Genomic DNA, 18,462 nt, shown 5'->3' on the forward strand with positions numbered 1-18,462 from the left:
ATGGGCCATTTCCCCATCCCTTGACCAATCTTTATCTGTTGCGATAAGTATTGTGTAATTTCTCACGCATTCAGGAACCCAGAAGGCACGGCATGTTGCTGGAATTCGGAAAGGACCGTCATGAAAGCGGGAAGGTCCTGCCACAAAGGTTCTGGGGAAAAGACGTCCCATACCGAGGCGCCGCGTTCTCACGGGCTATTCTTCGTGTCTTTCATGGCATTGGATTCCGTTCAGAAAACGGGAAGATTTGAAAGTCTATCCCAAGGAGGGCTGAAGCCATGTTACTTAAGAAAGCAGAGATTCAGGCGCGAACCATCACCGAAGACGGGCAAATTTTCCTTCAGAAGGCCGCTCAGGATGGTTTGGAAACGGTGTGGGACCGTTACGAGGTTCAAAAACCCCAATGCGGATTTTGCGAACTGGGGTTGAGCTGCCGTAACTGTTCCATGGGGCCATGCCGTATCGATCCCTTCGGAGAAGGGCCTCAGCGCGGTATTTGTGGAGCAGATGCGGATATTATTGTCGCGCGTAATCTCGGGCGCATGATTGCCGCAGGTTCGGCATCTCATTCCGATCACGGACGGGATCTGGTGGAAGTGCTCCGTAAAGTAGGGGAAGGCTACGCTCCAGGATACACCATTCGCAGTGTGGAAAAACTGCAAAAAGTGGCCGCGGAATTCGGCATCGCCTCAGATGGCAAGACACCGTCCGCCCTCGCGGTGGAACTTGCCTACGCCATGGAAGAGGAATTTGGAACTCGCAAAAAGGCTTTAACCTTTCTTGCTCGTGTTCCTGAAAAACGCCGAGCCATATGGAATAAGCTGGGCATCACGCCCCGAGGAATCGACCGGGAAACCTCGGAAATGATGCATCGAACTCACATGGGCGTGGACAACGACTGGCAAAGCCTCCTGCTCCACGGACTGCGTAACGCTCTTTCCGATGGTTGGGGAGGTTCCCTCATCGCCACGGAAATCTCCGATATTCTTTTCGGTATTCCCCAGCCTGTGACATCGGAAGTCAACCTAGGGGTTTTGAAAGAGGACCAAGTGAACATCGTCCTCCATGGCCACAATCCCATTGTGTCTGAAATGATCTACGAAGCGGCTCAGGATTCGGAACTTTTGGCTTTGGCTTCTCAAAAAGGCGCTAAAGGTATCAACCTGGCTGGGCTGTGCTGCACGGGCAATGAACTGCTCATGCGTCGCGGAATCCCCATGGCCGGAAACCATCTTATGACGGAACTGGCTCTCAGCACCGGTCTGGTGGACATGATGCTTGTAGATTACCAGTGCATCATGCCATCCCTGGGCGAAATCGCCACCTGTTATCACACACTGATGATCTCCACGAGCGATAAAGCCAAGTATCCGCACATGGCTCACCATGAATTCCATCCGGAAACGGCTCAAGCCAAAGCCCGGGAACTGGTCCGACTGGCAGTGGAAAATTATGCCCGTCGTATTCCGGCAAAAATTCAACCCGCACCCAACGCTCCCACGAGAATGCTCGCCGGATTCAGTGTGGAAGCCATTGTCGCCGCTCTAGGAGGAAGCGTGACACCACTCATCGAAGCCATCAAATCGGGAGACATTCAAGGAGCGGTTGGCGTCGTAGGTTGTAATAACCCAAAAATTCAGCACGATTCCGGCCATGTTACCCTCACACGACGCCTTATCCAAAACGACATCTTGGTGGTGGACACAGGGTGCGCAGCGGTCGCCCACGCCAAGGCGGGACTGAAGGTTCCGGAAGCTGCAACCCAAGCCGGCCCGGGTCTTCAGCGAGTATGCAAGGCTCTTGGCATTCCGCCGGTTCTGCACATGGGAAGCTGTGTAGACAATGTCCGCATTTTGAATTTGGCTGCCACATTGGCTAACACTTTGGGGACCGACATTTCTGATCTTCCTTTGGCTGCCGCAGCCCCTGAATGGTATTCGGAAAAAGCCGTTTCCATCGCTTGTTATGCGGTGGCTTCCGGTGTCTTTACTGTCCTCGGAACACCCCCGCCCATTTTCGGCAGCCCCAAAATTGTCAAACTGCTTACAGAAGACATCGAGGGACTGCTTGGAGCTTCTTTTGCCGTGGAACCCGATCCCGAGAAAGCGGCAGAACGCATTGTCAATCATATTCGGCAAAAGAGGAAAGCCTTGGGCCTTTGATTCTGACAAGGGGAGAAGAAAATGCCAGAAAGCATTCGAGAAAGGGTGATGGTTCGGTTTGAACGTTGCGTGGGATGCCATTCTTGCGAGCTGGCCTGCCGAGTGGCACATTCTCGAAGTGGCTCACTCGCAGTGGCAATTTTGGAAGAGCCAAAGCCGAAGCGGCGCATCTTTGTGGAACAGGCGGCCGAGAGCCCCGCTCCTTTTCTGTGTCGGCACTGTGAAGATGCCCCCTGTGTTCGATGTTGTCCAACGGGAGCCCTCCGTTTTGACGAAGCAAGCGGCTTGGTGGTTTACGGCGTGGATCGCTGCATCGGCTGCCATGCTTGTGTCATGGCGTGTCCTTTTGGCGTGATCCAACCGGGAGCTGGGGATCTTTTCGTGGTCAAATGTGATCGATGTCCCGATAGAGACCTGCCGGCATGTGTGGAAGCCTGCCCAACCAAGGCCCTTGTTTTGGAAAGAGATTTTCTGCTGGATCGACGTCGTCGTACCGTGCGTCGTTTCGTGGAGGCAGCCCGAACGGCGGGCACCGAAGCTGATTTTGTGGCAACCGGGAGCATCGGAAACCCATGAAAACTGTTCGCACCGTTTGTCCTTATTGCGCGGTCGGTTGTCATTTGGATCTCGTCGTGGAAAACGGCCGGATCACGGGATTGGAGTACGCCCTTGATGCTCCCATCAATGCCGGCCGTCTTTGTGCCAAGGGACATGCAGCTTTAGATATTCTTTCCCATCCACAACGCCTGACACACCCACTTCGACGCTCTCCTTCAGGTTGGAAACGGGTTTCATGGGATGAAGCCTTGGATACGGCCGCCGAACAAATTCAAAGGATCCTTTCGACCCATGGCCCTCAGTCCTTGGCCTTTCTTGCCACAGCCAAAGGCACCAATGAAGAAAACTATTTAGTGCAAAAGCTGGCGCGTGTTCTAGGAACCCATAACGTGGATCATTGCGCCCGACTATGCCATGCCAGCACCTTGACAGGTCTCGGTCCTATGCTCGGCATGGGGGCAGCAACCAATCCCCTATGGGATCTTGCTCGATCCCATTGCCTCTTTTTCGTGGGGTCCAACCTGGCTGAAAATCATCCGGTAGCCTTTCAGTGGGTTCAGAAGGCGAAAGACGCCGGTGCTCGTATCCTTGTGGCGGATCCTCGACGCACGCCAACCGCCTGGATCGCCGACCTTTACCTGCCGGTGCGTCCCGGCACCGATTTGGCACTCTTTGCTGCCATGCTGCACGTCATCTTTCAGGAAGGTCTTCAGAACGATCGCTTTATCGCCGACAGGACCACCGGCGTGGAAGCTCTGCGAGCTTCGGTCATGCGAACCGACCCTCACTGGGCCGCCCGGATCACCGGTGTTCCCGCTCGAGATATTGTGAGAGCGGCACGACTCTATGCGACTGCCTCAAAAGCGGCCCTTATCTACTGTATGGGAGTCACCCAGCATGTTTTCGGCACGGAAACAGTTCGTGCCTGCGCCGCTCTCGCTTTGGTCACCGGTCATGTAGGCAAGGAAGGCTCAGGCCTTTTCCCCGTGCGCGGTCAGGACAACGTGCAAGGTGCCTGTGACATGGGAGCGTTAAGCGGCCTTCTTCCTGGGTATCGGCCTGTGACAGATGCTGAAGCTCGAAGCTTCTTTGAAAAAGCTTGGGGCCTACCCTCGGGAACTCTGCCTACCACAGCCGGGCTCACGGTCACTGAAATCGAACAGGCCGCAGGGAAAACCATTCAAAGCCTTATCGCCATAGGAGAAAACCCGGTGGTGACCAGTCCCAACAGCTCGAAAACTCGGGAAGCTCTCCAGCGTTTGCCATTTTTCCTTGTAGTGGACCTGTTCTTGACAGAAACGGCCGAGTTGGCTCACCTGGTGCTTCCCGCTGCAGCCTGGGCGGAGAAGAGCGGCTCTCGCACCAACACCGACCGAAGAGTGCAGTGGTCTTCGCAAGTTGTCCCTCCCCCGGGAGAAGCTCGGCCGGATTGGGCCATTCTTGTCTCGCTGGCGCATCGGCTGGGATTAGCAAAATATTTTCCCTATGAAAGTCCGGAAGATGTTTTGGAAGAGATTCGACATGCGGTACCGGCTTATAAGGGAATAACGCCGGAAAGGCTTCGTCAAAGCACCTGCGGCATCCCATGGCCATGCCCCGATGAGGCTCACCCCGGGACACCTGTGCTGTACGAAAACCGTTTCGCAACAGAAGACGGATTGGCCAAGCTTTACCCCTTGGAATTTGCCGGTTTGCCTGAAACACCCGACGCCGATTATCCTTTTTGCCTCACCACCGGCCGAATGACATTGCACTATAACAGTGGGGCCATGACACGACGCACGGAAAGCCTCCTTTCCCGAGCCCCATATCTTACCGTGGAAGTGCACCCTGAAGACGCCGCCCGTGAGGGTCTGAAGTCTCAAGACCATGTCTGGGTTATCACTCGCCGAGGATCGATAAAAGCTCAGGTGCACCTCACCCGAGCCATCACACCCGGCGTCGTTTTTATCCCCTTTCATTTTCCTGAAACCAACCGACTCACCCAAGATGTCTTGGATCCTCAGGCGAAAATTCCAGAATACAAATCGGCCGCGTGCCGATTGGAAAAAGTGATCGAGGGCTAGACCATGAACGCCTTTCTTTATGTAGACTTTCGGCGTTGCACCGCATGCTTTGCCTGTGAAGCCGCTTGCGAGGCGGCTCATGGAACCCCTTCCCGCCTTCATCTAGCCTTTGCCGAAGGGCTTCCAGCACCGCTCATGTGCCGCCATTGCCAAAACAGCCCATGTGTCGTCGTCTGTCCGGAACAGGCGCTTCAGTGGAATGAAAGCAACGGTGTTGTGTTCCTGGAGGATCGATGCACACGTTGCGGCTGGTGTGCCGTCGCCTGTCCCTTTGGAGTCTTGACCGTTAACCCCTTTGAGGCTTCAGGGCTGTTGAAATGCGACCTGTGTTCCAACCGCCGCCGACAAGGAAAACAACCCGCATGTGTGCTCACCTGCCCGACGGGAGCTATCAGGGATGATCCAGACGTTGCCCTTAAGCAACGTCGCGTGTCTCAAAACCTTGCAACAATCATGGAACCCCGTACGTTGAGCTTTGGGACGAAAACTCGACAGGCACCTCGATAAACCGGCGTTAAGCTCCTAAAGGATTCTAACATGAAAACACCAACACAAAGGCAACGGCTTGTGATTAACGTGGAAAAATGCTGCGGGTGTTTTGCCTGTGTTGCAGCATGCCCTGAAAAAGGGATTGCATTTCATGATGAAGGTACTCAAAGGCTTTTTTCGGCTCCATGGTTCTGCGAAGCTCTGTGCGACGCCTGCCAAAAGGTCTGCCCCGTCGACGCCATTGTCTTGAAGCCCTTAGAAGATTCCCAGGAAAGCCCCGTGTCTATGACCTTCACATGGTCCATAAGCCTCATGCCGTGCCGAAAATGCGGCCAACCTCACACAACGGACAAACTTCGTCGTCTTCTCGAAGAAAAACTCAAGGAGCTTATAGAATCCTCCGAGATACCTCCTGACTGGATGCCTCTTTGTCCGCCATGTCGGCGTGAAGAAGAAGCGCACCGTTTGCGAGCTGCCACCCGCACCTTCCCATGGCCATAAAGGCGCTCCGGTACGCATCCTCTATGACAACCAACGCAAACCGCTCTTTCCCGCGGCGCGACAGAACAAGGTCAGAAAACGCGTCGATGGAAGAACTATAAGAGATTAAAAGATTTCAGAATTTGGCGCAGATCTCCGTCCTTTTGGGAATATTCTTGAAGGGCGAGAACGATCCGGCGGACAATACCTTCCCTTTCCAGATGATCTATTGTCTGCCGTCGAGCTTCGTGAATGATGGTTCTTCGATCCCAATAAGCAAAGGCAATCACGGCAACAACCAAGGTCGTGAAAATACCTGCAAGAATATAGAGGAAGTGGATGAGCTGCTCAAAACGCTTATCCACCGATTCAAAACGCCTGTCCATCGTTTCCCGATGCTCTTCGAAACGCCTGTCCACAGACTCAAAGCGCTTGTTCATGTCTTCTCGAAGCTCTTCAAAACGCTTGTTGGTGTCTTGACGAAGCGTCTCGATGGCTTTGGTCGTTTCCTCGACACGAAACTGAAGTGCGGTCAAGGTCTGCCGGTCTTTTTCCGTAAAACCGGTTTGCGCTTGCAGAACTGAGACCGAAGAACAGATTAAAAGCACCGTCGGCACCCAAGCTCGCCAGCAAAATGTTCGGAACGTTTTCATGGCAAGGCTCCTTGATCAGGCAAGGCCCATTTCCGATTTTGTGTAACTATACGAGTTAGGCAAAAAATGGGCAATGGGGAAGGATCGGCCATGCAAAACAACGAGGCAATTCGCGACCGCACCGCGTGCAAAAATTTCTTCATGGCTTGTGTGCCCAAAGACGGTTCTTTGAGGAATCGGCTTGACACCTTTCCAACTATTTTCTACTTAGCAGAACCATCCTTTGCACTGTGAAATTCATTAAACCCTTTGGGAGTGATCAGCATGATGCCAAAAGTGACGATTCCGGAGGACGAGTCTCGGACGTTTATTCAGTCCCTTGCTCGGGGCATGGCGGTGCTGGAAGTGTTGTCTCAGGCCGATAGACCCCTTAACCTGACAGAGATTGCCCAAGCTGTGGGCCTGAACAAGGTGACCGTTTCTCGGTTTTGTTACACGTGGGTACGATTGGGTTACGTGCACAGAACCCCGGACAAATACTATCACTTGGCTCCGAAGATGCTCAGCCTTGGCTATGCAGCCTTGAGTCGCATGGATATTCGGCAGGTGGCCGAGCCTTACCTTCAGGAATTGTCCCGATCTTTGGAAGAAACAGTGAACATGGCCGTCCGGGAAGGCATGGAAATTCTTTACGTGGATCGGTATGTCACCGAGCCCATCATGAAGCACCCGCTCCATATCGGTGCTCGGCTGCCCATTCATTGCACGTCCATGGGAAAAGCGATCCTGGCGTTCTTACCAGCCAAGGAACGTGAGGAGCTTCTGCAGCAGTTGCCTCTTTATGGCCTGACACATCGAACCATCACCTCTCGAGACGCATTTCAGAAGGAGCTGGATCTCATAAGGCGTCAAGGCTATGCGGTCAACGATGAGGAGCTTTCGGTGGGGTTGCGTTCCATCGCCATGCCGGTTCTCAAACGCGGCAAACCGGTAGCGGCGGTCAATGTGGCTGTGCCCACAAGCCGTTACACGGTGGAGGCTTTGGTAGCAAAATGCCTGCCTCGGTTAAAGGAAACGGTTCACACCATTTCGGATCTTTTGGCCAAGCAGGTCTCCGTTCGACGCGTTCATCGGCAGCGAGAGGGAGATGCATGAAAAAATTGGTGATTACCGTCGCGCCCACGGGCTCCTTGCCCGTAAAAGCTAAGACTCCCCATGTGCCCATCACTCCCAAGGAAATCGTGGAATGCGCACTGCGTTGTGAATCTGCGGGAGCGGCTATGGTTCACGTGCATGTGCGCGACCCCGAAACGCAGGCTCCCTCACCGCGCTTCGACCTGTTCCAGGAGGTGGTCGAAGACCTTCGAGGACGATCTCGGCTGATCATTCAAATTTCCACAGGCGGGCGTGCCGGCATGGGCTATGAAGAGCGCAGCGAGCGTCTTGCCCTATGCCCGGAAATGGCCAGCTTGACCACGGGATCCGTAAATTTTCCTGATTCCGTGTACGTTAACAGCCCGAGCCTCATTGAAAAATTGGCTTCCGACATGCTTCGTTACGGCATCAAGCCGGAGATGGAAATCTTCGACACGAGCATGATCGCCAACGCTTTGGATTTGTGGGCCCGCGGCCTGGCGCAGGCACCCCTTCACTTCAACTTTGTCATGGGCCTCAAGGGGGCCATTCCCGCCACTGCGGAAAACCTGATCCATCTCAAAGCTAGCCTTCCTTCCGATGCCACCTGGACGGTTTCGGGCATTGGTGCCGCGCAGTTGCCCATGAACGTTCTAGGGATTGTCATGGGCGGGCACGTTCGCGTGGGGTTGGAAGACAACATTTACTACCGAAAGGGGGAACTGGCGTCCAACGAGCAACTGGTGGAGCGAATCGTGCGAATTGCCAGGGAACTGGGCCGGGAGGTGGCGACACCCGACGAAGCACGCTCCATACTCGGACTCACAAGGGCAAGCTCCGTCATTGCCCAATGACGGTAAAGTGGATGGGAAGCATCGTGTGGAGGGAGAGGTCGAATCTTTCCCTTCGTTTTATGGGCTCAACAGGAAGGAGGCTTCGAATGATGTGGCGAAAAGTTTTGTCGGTTTCACTGGTTCTAGGGTTGTGCCTCTTCGGATTTGCTGGTGCTGGATCTACGGAAACCATCAAGATCGGGGTCGTGGGACCTCGAACCGGGCCCGCGGCGGCAACGGGCGCCGCTTTTGAGGAAGGCATTGCCTTGGCCCTGGATGTGATCAACGGGGAGCAGGGTGGTATTTTGGGCAAGAAGATGGAAGTGGTTTTTGAAGACACCGGTGGCACCCCCGAAAAAGCGGCCTCGGGTTTTGAAAAGCTCATCACCAGCGACAAGGTGGTTGTGACCGTTGGAGAGAGTCATTCTTCCTGTGCGTTGGCCGAGGTCCCCATCGCCGATCGCTACAAACATCCACTGATTATCGCGGAAGCCTGGGCGGACGACATCACGGCTAAGAATTCCCGATACGTGTTTCGTGCCGGGCCATGTAACAGCGGGGTCGTAAAAGACAATCTGCTGGGGTTCATAAAGGACTATGGTTTCAAGCGGGTGGCCATTGTGGCGGAAAACACCGACTGGGGTTTGGGAATCAAGAAACTGGCCGAAGACGGCTTGACGGCCATGGGCGTGACCTTCATGACCGTGGAAACGGAACGTCAGAGCCAGGATCATTACACGGAATTGAACAAAATTTCAGCGTTTGAGCCGGATCTTGTGCTGGCTTTCATCTATGGTTTTGGAGTCCATTACTTTATCGCTCAGGCCAACGAAACAGGCTTGTTTCCACAAAAAGCCCTGATTTTGGAAGGGGCCGGCCCTCCGAGCCTCTGGCCCGAATTCTGGCAGAATGTAGGCGATGCCGGCAATCTGGAACTTTTCCTTTCTCGCATGCACAGCAAGGTGGATTTCAATCCCGTCTCCAAGAAATATCGGGAAGCCTATACAAAGAAATTCGGTAAAGAACCCACTGATTACAAATCCCGTTCCATTTACGACGTGCTGCTGGTGGCCGCCGACGCCATTCGCCGAGCAGGTTCCACGGACAGTGAAAAGATTGTGGACGCCCTAGAAAAGACGCATTTGGAAGTGGGCAGCGGTGTTGTTCAATTTGGTCTGGAAAAGGGGGATTACCGTTACCATCAGTGGCAGCCGCCTATGCTGATTGTGCAGTGGCAAAACAAAGAACAGGTGGTGGTGTATCCTATGAATGTCAAGACCGGTGAGCTGAAGAAGAAATAACCTCCATCGGGGCGGGGCATTCCCGCCCCGATGCATCCTTCCATATCACCGGCACGACTTGCCCGTTGAAAGTTGGTCGAAAGGATGTGCGAGCTCATGCAAGATTTCCTCCTCTACACCACCAACGGCCTTTTGCTAGGGGTCATCTATGCGCTGTCAGCCCTAGGTGTTTCACTCATCGTCGGCATCATGAACGTTATCAATTTTTCCCATGGGGAGCTTTACGTCCTGGCAGGGTATTTCAGCGCCCTGTTCGCCAGGGGTTTGGGACTACCCGTCACCCTGGCGGCGCTGCTGGCTGTCATCATGGTCTTCATCTTCGGCCTTATCCTCGAACGGGTCCTTCTTCGAAACACCTACGGCAACGATATGGCCTCCTTGATCATCACCTTCGTCTTATCCATAGTTTTGCAAAACGCTTACCTATTGATTTTCGGTCCGTACCCTCAAAAACCCCCCGGCTGGGTGACCGGATCGACGCATCTTTTCGGCCTGTTTTATTATGGCAATCAAAGGTTGGCGGCCTTGGGGGTAGGAGCCGTTGTCATCGCCGCGCTATTCGTGGTCATTAAAAAAACCTGGTTTGGGAAAACAGTACGAGCCGTGGCTCAAGATCGGGAAATGGCTGCTATGTTGGGTGTCAATCCCACCATGGTGAACATGCTTTCCTTCGGCACAGGATGTGCCCTGGCCGCCGCAGCCGGCGTTATTCTCTCACCCATATTTCCGGTGACGCCCACGGTGAGTGTCGGGGTGAGTCTGACCGCTTTTATTGTGGTGGTTTTAGGAGGCATGGGAAGCCTGACAGGATGCGTCGTCGGAGGCCTTGTCCTCGGGTTGGTGCAAAACCTTGGAGCCGCTTACGTGTCTTCAGGGTACAAGCATTTCTTCGGCTTCTTCATTCTTCTTCTGGTTCTGGTGGTTCGTCCTACCGGACTTTTCGGCCAAAAGCAGCTCTAACATGGTATCAAAGGAGCCGCCCGTGACGCACCGTTGGACACAAGTGTTCTCGGTTGTTCTCTTTTTTCTGTGTGTCGGTTTCCCCTTTGTTGCAGGTGAATATTGGCTGCACACTGGCATATTGTGCCTCTTTTACGTGATGATGGCTTCCAGTTGGAATCTTCTGGCGGGATACACTGGACAGGTGTCTTTCGCCCACGCCGCTTTTGCCGGAATGGGCGCTTATGTTTCAGGTTTGGCAGCCATCCATTTTCATGTCCCCCCCCTTCTGGGGGTTTTCTTAGGGACGGCCGTGGCCGCCGTTTTAGGACTCCTTTTGGGAATATTATGCATTCGCATGGGGGGCATCTATTTGTCCCTGACGACCCTGGCCTTTTCCGAAATGCTTCGAATCATCGTTGACAATGAATACGAATTAACACGAGGGACCATGGGGCTTTCGGTGCCTTTTCTTCTACCGGCTTATTCCAAAACCGCCGCTTATTTTCTCATGGCCGCTGTGACCCTGGTCCTTCTCTACGCCATCCATCGCCTTGTGCGTTCCGATTTGGGAACAGCCTTTCGAGCGGTCCAAAACGATGAGACGGCCGCAGCCTCCTTGGGTCTTCATGTGGTGCGTATTCGTGTGGTGGCTTTCGTCATCTCCAGCACCATAGCCGGCCTGGCGGGAGCCCTCTATGGGCATTACCACCAGCTCATCACCCCGGAAATTCTGTCCCTCAACCTGATGTTTCAGGTCCTGGCCATGACCGTTATCGGCGGCCTTGGCACCTTCGCGGGGCCCATCATCGGGGCCGTCTTTCTTCAGTTTCTCTCCGAATATATTCGCATCTACGGCCAGATCCATGTTCTTGTCTTCGGTCTTGTCGCCCTGGCGGTCTGTCGCTTCGCTCCCGAAGGTCTCATGGGGTTGCGACGCCGCCCCGGGCGCCTTTCCCCTTCGTGAGGTCATCCCATGGCGTTTTTGCAAGTCCAGGATGTGGTGAAACGCTTCGGCGGTCTCGTGGCCGTGGCCGGAGTCAGCTTCGAGCTTGAGGAAGGCTCCATCGTGGGCCTCATCGGACCCAACGGCGCCGGCAAAACAACCCTCTTCAACCTTATCGCCGGCACCTTTCCCTGTGATCAGGGTACCATTCGCTTCTGCGGCAAAGACCTGACACGCGCCAAACCTTACACCGTGTGCCGATCCGGCATCGCCAGAACCTTTCAAATCACGCGCCCCTTTGAACAGATGACCTGCTACGAAAACGTGACGGCGGCCCTCATCGGCCGCGACGGGTTCACCGGAGAAACCCCTCGCAGACGCCGGGAAGTTCGCGAGCTTCTGGAGTTCGTGGGACTCCAGGACTTCACGGACACCCAAGCCCGCCACCTCAACCTGATCCAAAAGAAGCTCCTGGAAATGGCCCGAGCCCTGGCCACCCGTCCCAAGCTCATCTTGCTCGATGAAGTCCTCGGCGGCCTCAACACCGGAGAAATCCCAAGAGCCTTGGATCTCATTCGCGCCATCCGCCACCGCTTCGGCGTCACCATCCTCTGGATCGAACACGTCATGGGCGCCCTCATGCAGGTGGTGGAAAGGCTCTTGGTCCTGGATGCCGGTCGCCTCCTTTGTCAGGGAGACCCCCAAACCGTCGTGCACGATCCCCGTGTCATCAAAGCTTATCTGGGAGAAACGGATGATTGACGTCCAAGACCTTCACGTCTCCATCGGAGAAAACAACATTCTCCACGGCCTTTCCCTCACGGTCCAAGATGGAGAAACGGTGGCCGTCGTCGGACCCAACGGCGCCGGCAAAACCACCCTGATTCGAACCCTCATGGGCCTTCTCAAACCCACGCAGGGCACCGTGCGCGTCAACGGAACAGACATCGCCCCCCTGGCTCCTCACCAGGTGGTTCGTTTAGGCATGGCGTGCGTGCCCGAAGGACGCCGCGTGTTCAAGGACCTCACCGTGCAGGAAAACCTGGAACTAGGCGCTTACCGCAAGCAAGCACGGCCCCTCCTGCAGGAAACCATGGATCGGGTCATCGCCATGTTTCCCATTTTGGGCCGGCGCCGCCATCAACGAGCCGGAACCCTTTCGGGCGGAGAACAACAGATGCTGGCCATCGCTCGAGCCCTCATGGCCAGGCCCACGATCCTTCTCATCGACGAACTCTCCCTCGGCCTCGCCCCATTGATCGTCAAGGAAATCTTTGAACAACTTCGAGACATTCGGCGATCCATGGCCGTGCTTTTGGTGGAACAAAACGTCGAAATGACCTTGAAAAACAGCGACCGGGCCTACGTCCTGGAAACGGGACGCTTCACGCACCACGGCCCTTCAAGGCAATTGCTCCATGACCCCAAAATTCGCCAAGCCTACCTGGGACTCTGATCACCCCCCTTCCAAGGGCGGAAAGAAAACCAACGAGTCCCCGGCGGCCAAAACCGTTTCCGGGAACCGGGCTCTGCCGTTGACCAAAAGGATCTTCGGCGCCTCCTCGGGCACGCCCAACATCGCCAGCACCTGGGCCACGGTGGCCCCTTCGGGCACCTCCAGGCTCTTGTCCTCAGGGAGGTTTCGCGTATAGTCTCGATAGGTGGCAAAGCTTTCAACCCGAATCTTCACGGCTTGACCTCAGACCACGGTTCTCGTTTCAGGAAGGCGTCCCGCCGGCCTGCGCCCAGGCTTCAAGGGACACACTCTAGAGACAATGACGCCAAAAATCGAGTCTTCTGCATGGGAGGGCACCACCATGGGATGGATGGGAAAAATCCTTCGAGTCAATCTCACCACGGGCACCATCACCGTAGAGCCTCTGGACCGAACCAAGGCCGTGGACTATGTGGGCGGGCGAGGCCTCGGCATCCGGATGCTCCTTGACGAAGTCCCCCCGAAGATCGACCCTTTTTCGCCCGAAAACAAGCTCATCTTCCTCACAGGCCCTCTGACCGGCACAGGCGCTCCCACCGGAGCCCGCTACATGGTCATGACCAAATCCCCCCTTACGGGAGCGCTTACCTGTTCCAACGCGGGCGGCCAATTTCCCACTATGCTCAAAAGGGCGGGATTTGACGGCCTGGTCTTTGAGGGCTCGGCCCCCGAACCCGTCTACCTTTGGATCTCCGAAGGCAAGGCCCAACTGCGTTCCGCCCGACACCTGTGGGGCAAGGACACCCATGAAACAGACCGTCTTTTGAGGCAAGAGACGCACCAGGAGGCCAAGACCGCGGTCATCGGGCCTGCTGGAGAACGGCGCGTTTTGTTTGCCGCTGTCATGAACGACAAGGACCGTGCGGCGGGCCGCTCGGGCGTCGGAGCCGTCATGGGATCCAAAAACCTCAAGGGCGTTGCCGTCTTCGGCACCTCCAAGGTTCCCCTCCATGACCCCACAACCTTCAAGGCTTTGGTCAAGGACATCATGGCGGGGTTCAAACAAGCCACGCAAAAAGGTCCGCTGCCGCTTCGAGTCTACGGGACGGCCATCACCTCCACCGGAACCCAAAATGTGGGCGCTTATCCCACGCGCAATTTTCAACAAGGCACCTTTGAGTTCTGGAAGGACATCGGAGGCGAAGCGCTCACGGAAAAATACCTCATCCGCACCAAGTCCTGTTACAGCTGCCCGATTGCCTGTGGGCGCGTCACCCGAGTGGCCGAAGGCCCTTTTCAGGGCGAAGGCGAAGGACCCGAATACGAGACCATTTACGCGCTGGGCAGCAATTGCGGCGTGCGGGATTTGGCCGCGGTCATTAAAGCCAACTACATCTGTAATGAAATGGGCATGGACACCATATCCTGTGGCGCCACCATCGCTTGTGCCATGGAAATGTACGAACGAGGCATCCTCGATGCAAGCACCATAGGAAGGCCCTTGCCTTTTGGGGACGCTCAGGCCATGGTGGATATGGTCCGAAAGACGGCGCTTCGCGAAGGTTTCGGCGACGAACTGGCGCAAGGAAGTCTTCGGTTGGCCGCCCTTTACGGGTGCCCGGAACTGGCCATGGTGTCCAAGGGCCAGGAATTTGCCGGGTATGAGCCCCGTGCGGAAAAGGGGATGGGTCTGGCCTATGCCACTTCGCCCATCGGAGCCAGCCACATGCGAGGGGATCCCGCCTATATCGAGATTCTCGGGGTGCCCCTTTTGGTCGATCCGCTCACCTGGGAGGACAAACCTCAGATCGTCAAGGACTGGCAGGATGTGTTCGCCCTGATTGACTCGGCGGGGTTGTGCGTGTTTTTTTCCGTGCGAAATCTGGTGTCCAAGACCAAGGACATTCGGCCCGTGCGTCTCCTGGAACTGCTCAATGCCGCTGTCGGAGCCGGTTACACCATGGAAAGCCTTATGACCGCCGCCGAACGGATCATCAATGCCGAACGGTTGTTTTTGGTGCGAGCCGGTTTTGATGTCAAGGACGACAGTTTGCCGCCGCGCATGACGCAAGAACCCATGCCTGAAGGGCCGGCTCGAGGCCATGTGTGTGAATTGGATAAGATGCTTCCCATGTATTATCGCCTGCGGGGCTGGGATGCCTTCGGCCGTCCCACACCGCAGCTCCTGCAACGCCTAGGACTGGCCTGATCAGGGGAGGCCACCGCCCCGTCAGCTTGGCGTGGACGGCGTATCTTATCTGGCACCATGGGGTGCGCCCTTTGCCCAAGCCACTCGAGCGCCCCAAAGGGTGCGCTCCCGATCCCCGCAACCAGAACGCTCCAGCCTGGTGCTCAAGCGGGTCGAGCCCACGAGGGGAGAAACACCGCTTCGGGTTTGGAGGGGCATGGCGCCGCTTCGCCCCTACACCCCGATACGAAACAACCCTGCCTGGAACTGAGCACCTTTCGAGTCCTCGGACAAGCCGCCGGTCCAAAGATCCCTCTGATTCTTGCACAGGCATGGGAATACGCAGGGACCTGCTATTAGGTTTGTCTTTGCCGAAGGGAAAGAAAAAGGGCGGACCAAAGGTCCGCCCCTAGACAAAGCATTGCCCGCAAAAAGTAAACCTAGTCGCGCGTAACGATGGTCGCCATTCCCATGCCGCCACCCACACACAAAGTCGCCAAACCCACACTCAGGTTGCGCCTTGCCATTTCGTAAATCAGGGATACCACAATGCGTAGCCCCGTGCATCCTACGGGGTGCCCTAAACCGATACCACTGCCGTTGACATTGGTGATGGAACGATCCAAACCCAAGCCTCGTTCGCACGCGATGTATTGGGCGGCAAAGGCTTCGTTCAATTCAATCAGCTGAATGTCCTTCAAGGCCATACCGGTTTTCTTAAGAATTTTCTCCGTCGCCGGTACCGGACCGTACCCCATGTATTCGGGTTCCACGCCTGCCGCGGCTGTGGCTAACACACGGGCCATGGGTTCCAGTCCCAATTCCTTGGCCTTGACTCGACTCATGACCAAAGCCGCCACGGCTCCGTCGTTGAGCCCCGACGAATTTCCGGCCGTTACAGTCCCGTCCTTTTTAAAGACAGGTTTTAAACGAACGAGATCATCCATGGTCAAGCCGAACCGAGGATGTTCGTCTTGTTCAAACAAGGTGATTTTCCCCTTGGGTCCAGGAATTTCCACCGGAACGATTTCATCTTTGAACCGCCCGCTCTTAATGGCATTCTCTGCATTGTGGTGACTTCGCAAAGCCACCTCGTCCTGATCCTGTCTGGAAATTCCATATTTTTCCGCAAGATTTTCCGCCGTCACTCCCATGATCATGGGATTCCCCAAAAGTCGGCTTCCAGAATGGAGCATTTCCCACACACTGTCCACCACTTCATGGTTCATGAGGCGCATGCCCCAACGGGCGTTGGGCAGGTAATAGGGGGCGGAACTCATGGATTCCACACCACCCACCATGACCACCTGAGCATCCCCTGCTTTGATCATCTGGGACGCCGTCGCCAGAGCCTGCATGCTGGAAGCGCATTGACGCTGAATGGTGTGCGCTGGAATGTCCACGGGAAATCCCGCCTGCAGCATGGCCGTTCGAGCCGTATTGGCTTCATCAAAGCACTGGACACAATCGCCGGTGACCACTTCGTCCAGAAGGCTCGGCGAAAGATTCCCCGCCCGTTTCAACACCTCTTTCATAACATGAGCTAGAAGAGCGGACGCCCGCACATCCTTCAAGGCTCCGCCGAACTTACCTATAGGCGTCCGTGCCGCCGCAACGATCACCACATCTCGATCCGTTTGCATGAAAACCCCTCGTCATCTACTTGGAATAGTCATAAAACCCTTTGCCACTCTTGCGTCCCAGGTAGCCTGCACGAACCATCTTGCGCAGTAACGGCGCCGGACGATACTTGTCCTCTCCCAATTCCTTGTGAAGCCCCTCTAGGACGAAAAGCAAAGTATCCAAGCCCACCATATCCGCTAAGGCCAAAGGACCGATAGGATGATTGGCCCCCAAAGTCATGGCCCGGTCAATGTCTTCAGCGGATGCGATCCCTTCAGCATACACGAAAATGGCCTCGTTGATCATGGGACACAGAATGCGGTTGACGGCAAATCCCGGTGCCTCCTTGACCTCTATGGGCACCTTGCCGATCTTTTCCACCAGCGCCTTGGTCACCGCAAGGGTGTTCTCGTCGGTCGCCAACCCTCGAATGATTTCCACCAGCTTCATCACGGGGACCGGATTAAAGAAATGCATGCCGATCACTTTGTGAGGACGCTTGGTGACGGAGGCCATTTCTGTGATGGAAAGCCCGGAGGTGTTGGAAGCCAAAATGGTTTCTGGAGGACATAAGCTGTCCAGTTCCTGAAAAACCTTTCTTTTGAGCTCCATGTTCTCAATGACGGCCTCGATCACAAAGTCCGCCTCGGAAGCCGCGTCCGCCATATCCGTTGTGCCGTGAATGCGGCCCATGATCGCTTCAGCTTCTGTCGCCTCCATCTTGCCCTTGGCCACGGCACGATCCAGGTTCCCCTTGATCCCACCTAAACCCTTATCGACGAAGCGCTGCTCAATATCCCGTAAAGCCACCTGGTATCCCGCCTGAGCCAGAACCTGTGCGATTCCAGAACCCATGATGCCGGCACCTAAAACACACACCTTTTTCACTTCCATGAACCCCTCCTCCTTGTGATAATTCCGCACTGATTTTCCCTAAGCCGCTGGAGCGCGCAATCGTGAAGTCATAAATCGTAAATCGTGAAATCGTAAAGTGTGAATCATGAAGATGGGAGTCGTGAACGGCCCAGCCACGGGTCATCGTTCCCCTAATTGTTAGGAAACCGATTTTTAAGAGCGCCGACGGTCCGATGGTAGTCGGAACCTTGGAAGACCGCCGAACCGGCCACAAAGACATCCACACCGGCTTCCACCAAAACATCCACCGTGTCCACGCAGACTCCCCCATCCACTTCAATGAGCACTTTCAGGGATCTTTCGTCGATCCATCGGCGCAGTTCTCGAATCTTAGGAACCACCGAGCCGATAAATTTCTGGCCTCCAAAACCTGGGTTCACGGTCATGAGCAGCACCATGTCCACGTGCTCAAGCAAGGGTTCTATAAGACATAGCGGCGTAGCAGGGTTCACCGCCACCGATGCCTTGGCTCCCAATTCCCGAATACGTTGCACGATTCGATGTCCATGAGTGCACGCCTCCACATGGACGCCAAGCCAGTCGGCCCCGGCGGCCACAAAGGCTTCCAAGTAACGATCGGGATCGGTGATCATGAGGTGCACATCCAAGGGTAAAGAGGTTGCCCGCCGTACCGCCCTGACCACGTCCGGACCGATGGTGATGTTGGGAACGAAATGGCCATCCATGACGTCCACATGAATCCAATCGGCACCCGCCTCTTCCACGGCTCGAACTTCTTCGGCCAACCGTCCGAAATCCGCCGAGAGAATGGATGGTGCCAGAATCCGTCTTCCCATAAC

18 protein-coding genes are annotated in these 18,462 nt (G+C 55.4%); 13 read left to right on the forward strand and 5 right to left on the reverse strand.

Going from position 1 to position 18,462, the window contains the following annotated elements:
• Positions 1 to 278 precede the first annotated feature (278 nt).
• The 5 genes from cooS to WHS46_11245 are packed head-to-tail and all read left to right on the forward strand — an operon-like array spanning position 279 to position 5,776.
• Positions 279 to 2,162 (forward strand): anaerobic carbon-monoxide dehydrogenase catalytic subunit, encoded by a 1,884-nt coding sequence (cooS, locus tag WHS46_11225; protein ID MEJ5349244.1) that lies wholly within the window; start codon positions 279 to 281, stop codon positions 2,160 to 2,162.
• A gap of 21 nt (positions 2,163 to 2,183) precedes the next feature.
• Positions 2,184 to 2,738: a 4Fe-4S dicluster domain-containing protein gene (locus tag WHS46_11230; GenBank protein ID MEJ5349245.1), complete on the forward strand. Its 555-nt coding sequence runs from the start codon at positions 2,184 to 2,186 to the stop codon at positions 2,736 to 2,738.
• Entirely contained in the window at positions 2,735 to 4,786 is a 2,052-nt protein-coding gene (gene fdhF, locus WHS46_11235) for a formate dehydrogenase subunit alpha (protein MEJ5349246.1), read from the forward strand. Before WHS46_11230 ends, fdhF begins: the two co-directional genes overlap by 4 nt.
• A 3-nt stretch (positions 4,787 to 4,789) precedes the next feature.
• Complete coding sequence (locus WHS46_11240) at positions 4,790 to 5,293, forward strand: 4Fe-4S dicluster domain-containing protein (GenBank protein MEJ5349247.1); 504 nt, start codon at positions 4,790 to 4,792, stop codon at positions 5,291 to 5,293.
• A 30-nt stretch (positions 5,294 to 5,323) separates the two neighbouring features.
• Positions 5,324 to 5,776, forward strand: coding sequence for a 4Fe-4S dicluster domain-containing protein (locus WHS46_11245; GenBank protein ID MEJ5349248.1), 453 nt, complete (start codon positions 5,324 to 5,326; stop codon positions 5,774 to 5,776).
• Positions 5,777 to 5,871: 95 nt separating this feature from the next.
• On the opposite strand, the gene WHS46_11250 is transcribed toward WHS46_11245, so the two are convergent.
• The gene (locus tag WHS46_11250) at positions 5,872 to 6,408 is read right to left on the reverse strand and encodes a hypothetical protein (protein ID MEJ5349249.1); all 537 of its coding nucleotides are present in this window, start codon (positions 6,406 to 6,408) and stop codon (positions 5,872 to 5,874) included.
• Between the two features lie 264 nt (positions 6,409 to 6,672).
• Here WHS46_11250 and WHS46_11255 point away from each other — a divergent pair, with 264 nt between their 5' ends.
• The 7 genes from WHS46_11255 (at position 6,673) to WHS46_11285 (ending at position 12,957) form a co-directional block, all read left to right on the forward strand.
• Positions 6,673 to 7,503, forward strand: a complete 831-nt coding sequence (locus WHS46_11255) for an IclR family transcriptional regulator C-terminal domain-containing protein (GenBank protein MEJ5349250.1) — start codon at positions 6,673 to 6,675, stop codon at positions 7,501 to 7,503.
• Entirely contained in the window at positions 7,500 to 8,336 is an 837-nt protein-coding gene (locus WHS46_11260; GenBank protein ID MEJ5349251.1) for a 3-keto-5-aminohexanoate cleavage protein, read from the forward strand. Before WHS46_11255 ends, WHS46_11260 begins: the two co-directional genes overlap by 4 nt.
• Before the next feature lie 86 nt (positions 8,337 to 8,422).
• Complete coding sequence (locus WHS46_11265; GenBank protein ID MEJ5349252.1) at positions 8,423 to 9,616, forward strand: ABC transporter substrate-binding protein; 1,194 nt, start codon at positions 8,423 to 8,425, stop codon at positions 9,614 to 9,616.
• A 96-nt stretch (positions 9,617 to 9,712) separates the two neighbouring features.
• Complete coding sequence (locus WHS46_11270; GenBank protein ID MEJ5349253.1) at positions 9,713 to 10,576, forward strand: branched-chain amino acid ABC transporter permease; 864 nt, start codon at positions 9,713 to 9,715, stop codon at positions 10,574 to 10,576.
• Positions 10,577 to 10,598: 22 nt separating this feature from the next.
• Positions 10,599 to 11,522 (forward strand): branched-chain amino acid ABC transporter permease, encoded by a 924-nt coding sequence (locus tag WHS46_11275; protein ID MEJ5349254.1) that lies wholly within the window; start codon positions 10,599 to 10,601, stop codon positions 11,520 to 11,522.
• A gap of 9 nt (positions 11,523 to 11,531) precedes the next feature.
• Positions 11,532 to 12,263: an ABC transporter ATP-binding protein gene (locus WHS46_11280; protein ID MEJ5349255.1), complete on the forward strand. Its 732-nt coding sequence runs from the start codon at positions 11,532 to 11,534 to the stop codon at positions 12,261 to 12,263.
• Positions 12,256 to 12,957, forward strand: coding sequence for an ABC transporter ATP-binding protein (locus WHS46_11285; GenBank protein ID MEJ5349256.1), 702 nt, complete (start codon positions 12,256 to 12,258; stop codon positions 12,955 to 12,957). The genes WHS46_11280 and WHS46_11285 overlap by 8 nt, the downstream gene beginning before the upstream one ends.
• On the opposite strand, the gene WHS46_11290 is transcribed toward WHS46_11285, so the two are convergent.
• Positions 12,958 to 13,191 (reverse strand): MoaD/ThiS family protein, encoded by a 234-nt coding sequence (locus WHS46_11290; GenBank protein MEJ5349257.1) that lies wholly within the window; start codon positions 13,189 to 13,191, stop codon positions 12,958 to 12,960.
• A gap of 127 nt (positions 13,192 to 13,318) precedes the next feature.
• Between WHS46_11290 and WHS46_11295 the strand changes: the two genes are divergently transcribed.
• Complete coding sequence (locus WHS46_11295) at positions 13,319 to 15,145, forward strand: aldehyde ferredoxin oxidoreductase family protein (GenBank protein MEJ5349258.1); 1,827 nt, start codon at positions 13,319 to 13,321, stop codon at positions 15,143 to 15,145.
• A 419-nt stretch (positions 15,146 to 15,564) separates the two neighbouring features.
• Here WHS46_11295 and WHS46_11300 read toward each other — a convergent pair whose 3' ends face one another.
• From WHS46_11300 to rpe, 3 genes are all read right to left on the reverse strand, one after another.
• Positions 15,565 to 16,767: a thiolase family protein gene (locus WHS46_11300; protein ID MEJ5349259.1), complete on the reverse strand. Its 1,203-nt coding sequence runs from the start codon at positions 16,765 to 16,767 to the stop codon at positions 15,565 to 15,567.
• Between the two features lie 16 nt (positions 16,768 to 16,783).
• Positions 16,784 to 17,641: a 3-hydroxybutyryl-CoA dehydrogenase gene (locus WHS46_11305; protein ID MEJ5349260.1), complete on the reverse strand. Its 858-nt coding sequence runs from the start codon at positions 17,639 to 17,641 to the stop codon at positions 16,784 to 16,786.
• A gap of 152 nt (positions 17,642 to 17,793) precedes the next feature.
• Positions 17,794 to 18,459: a ribulose-phosphate 3-epimerase gene (gene rpe / locus WHS46_11310; protein ID MEJ5349261.1), complete on the reverse strand. Its 666-nt coding sequence runs from the start codon at positions 18,457 to 18,459 to the stop codon at positions 17,794 to 17,796.
• Positions 18,460 to 18,462 lie beyond the last annotated feature (3 nt).

This window comes from Desulfosoma sp. (assembly GCA_037481875.1).
In the GTDB taxonomy this organism is placed as follows: Bacteria; Desulfobacterota; Syntrophobacteria; order Syntrophobacterales; family DSM-9756; genus Desulfosoma.

Coding starts and splice junctions, on each gene's coding strand:
- cooS (MEJ5349244.1), top strand. CDS start 279: ATGTTACTTAAGAAAGCAGAGATTCAGGCGCGAACCATCACCGAAGAC.
- WHS46_11230 (MEJ5349245.1), top strand. CDS start 2,184: ATGCCAGAAAGCATTCGAGAAAGGGTGATGGTTCGGTTTGAACGTTGC.
- fdhF (MEJ5349246.1), top strand. CDS start 2,735: ATGAAAACTGTTCGCACCGTTTGTCCTTATTGCGCGGTCGGTTGTCAT.
- WHS46_11240 (MEJ5349247.1), top strand. CDS start 4,790: ATGAACGCCTTTCTTTATGTAGACTTTCGGCGTTGCACCGCATGCTTT.
- WHS46_11245 (MEJ5349248.1), top strand. CDS start 5,324: ATGAAAACACCAACACAAAGGCAACGGCTTGTGATTAACGTGGAAAAA.
- WHS46_11250 (MEJ5349249.1), bottom strand. CDS start 6,408: ATGAAAACGTTCCGAACATTTTGCTGGCGAGCTTGGGTGCCGACGGTG.
- WHS46_11255 (MEJ5349250.1), top strand. CDS start 6,673: ATGATGCCAAAAGTGACGATTCCGGAGGACGAGTCTCGGACGTTTATT.
- WHS46_11260 (MEJ5349251.1), top strand. CDS start 7,500: ATGAAAAAATTGGTGATTACCGTCGCGCCCACGGGCTCCTTGCCCGTA.
- WHS46_11265 (MEJ5349252.1), top strand. CDS start 8,423: ATGATGTGGCGAAAAGTTTTGTCGGTTTCACTGGTTCTAGGGTTGTGC.
- WHS46_11270 (MEJ5349253.1), top strand. CDS start 9,713: ATGCAAGATTTCCTCCTCTACACCACCAACGGCCTTTTGCTAGGGGTC.
- WHS46_11280 (MEJ5349255.1), top strand. CDS start 11,532: ATGGCGTTTTTGCAAGTCCAGGATGTGGTGAAACGCTTCGGCGGTCTC.
- WHS46_11285 (MEJ5349256.1), top strand. CDS start 12,256: ATGATTGACGTCCAAGACCTTCACGTCTCCATCGGAGAAAACAACATT.
- WHS46_11295 (MEJ5349258.1), top strand. CDS start 13,319: ATGGGATGGATGGGAAAAATCCTTCGAGTCAATCTCACCACGGGCACC.
- WHS46_11300 (MEJ5349259.1), bottom strand. CDS start 16,767: ATGCAAACGGATCGAGATGTGGTGATCGTTGCGGCGGCACGGACGCCT.
- WHS46_11305 (MEJ5349260.1), bottom strand. CDS start 17,641: ATGGAAGTGAAAAAGGTGTGTGTTTTAGGTGCCGGCATCATGGGTTCT.
- rpe (MEJ5349261.1), bottom strand. CDS start 18,459: ATGGGAAGACGGATTCTGGCACCATCCATTCTCTCGGCGGATTTCGGA.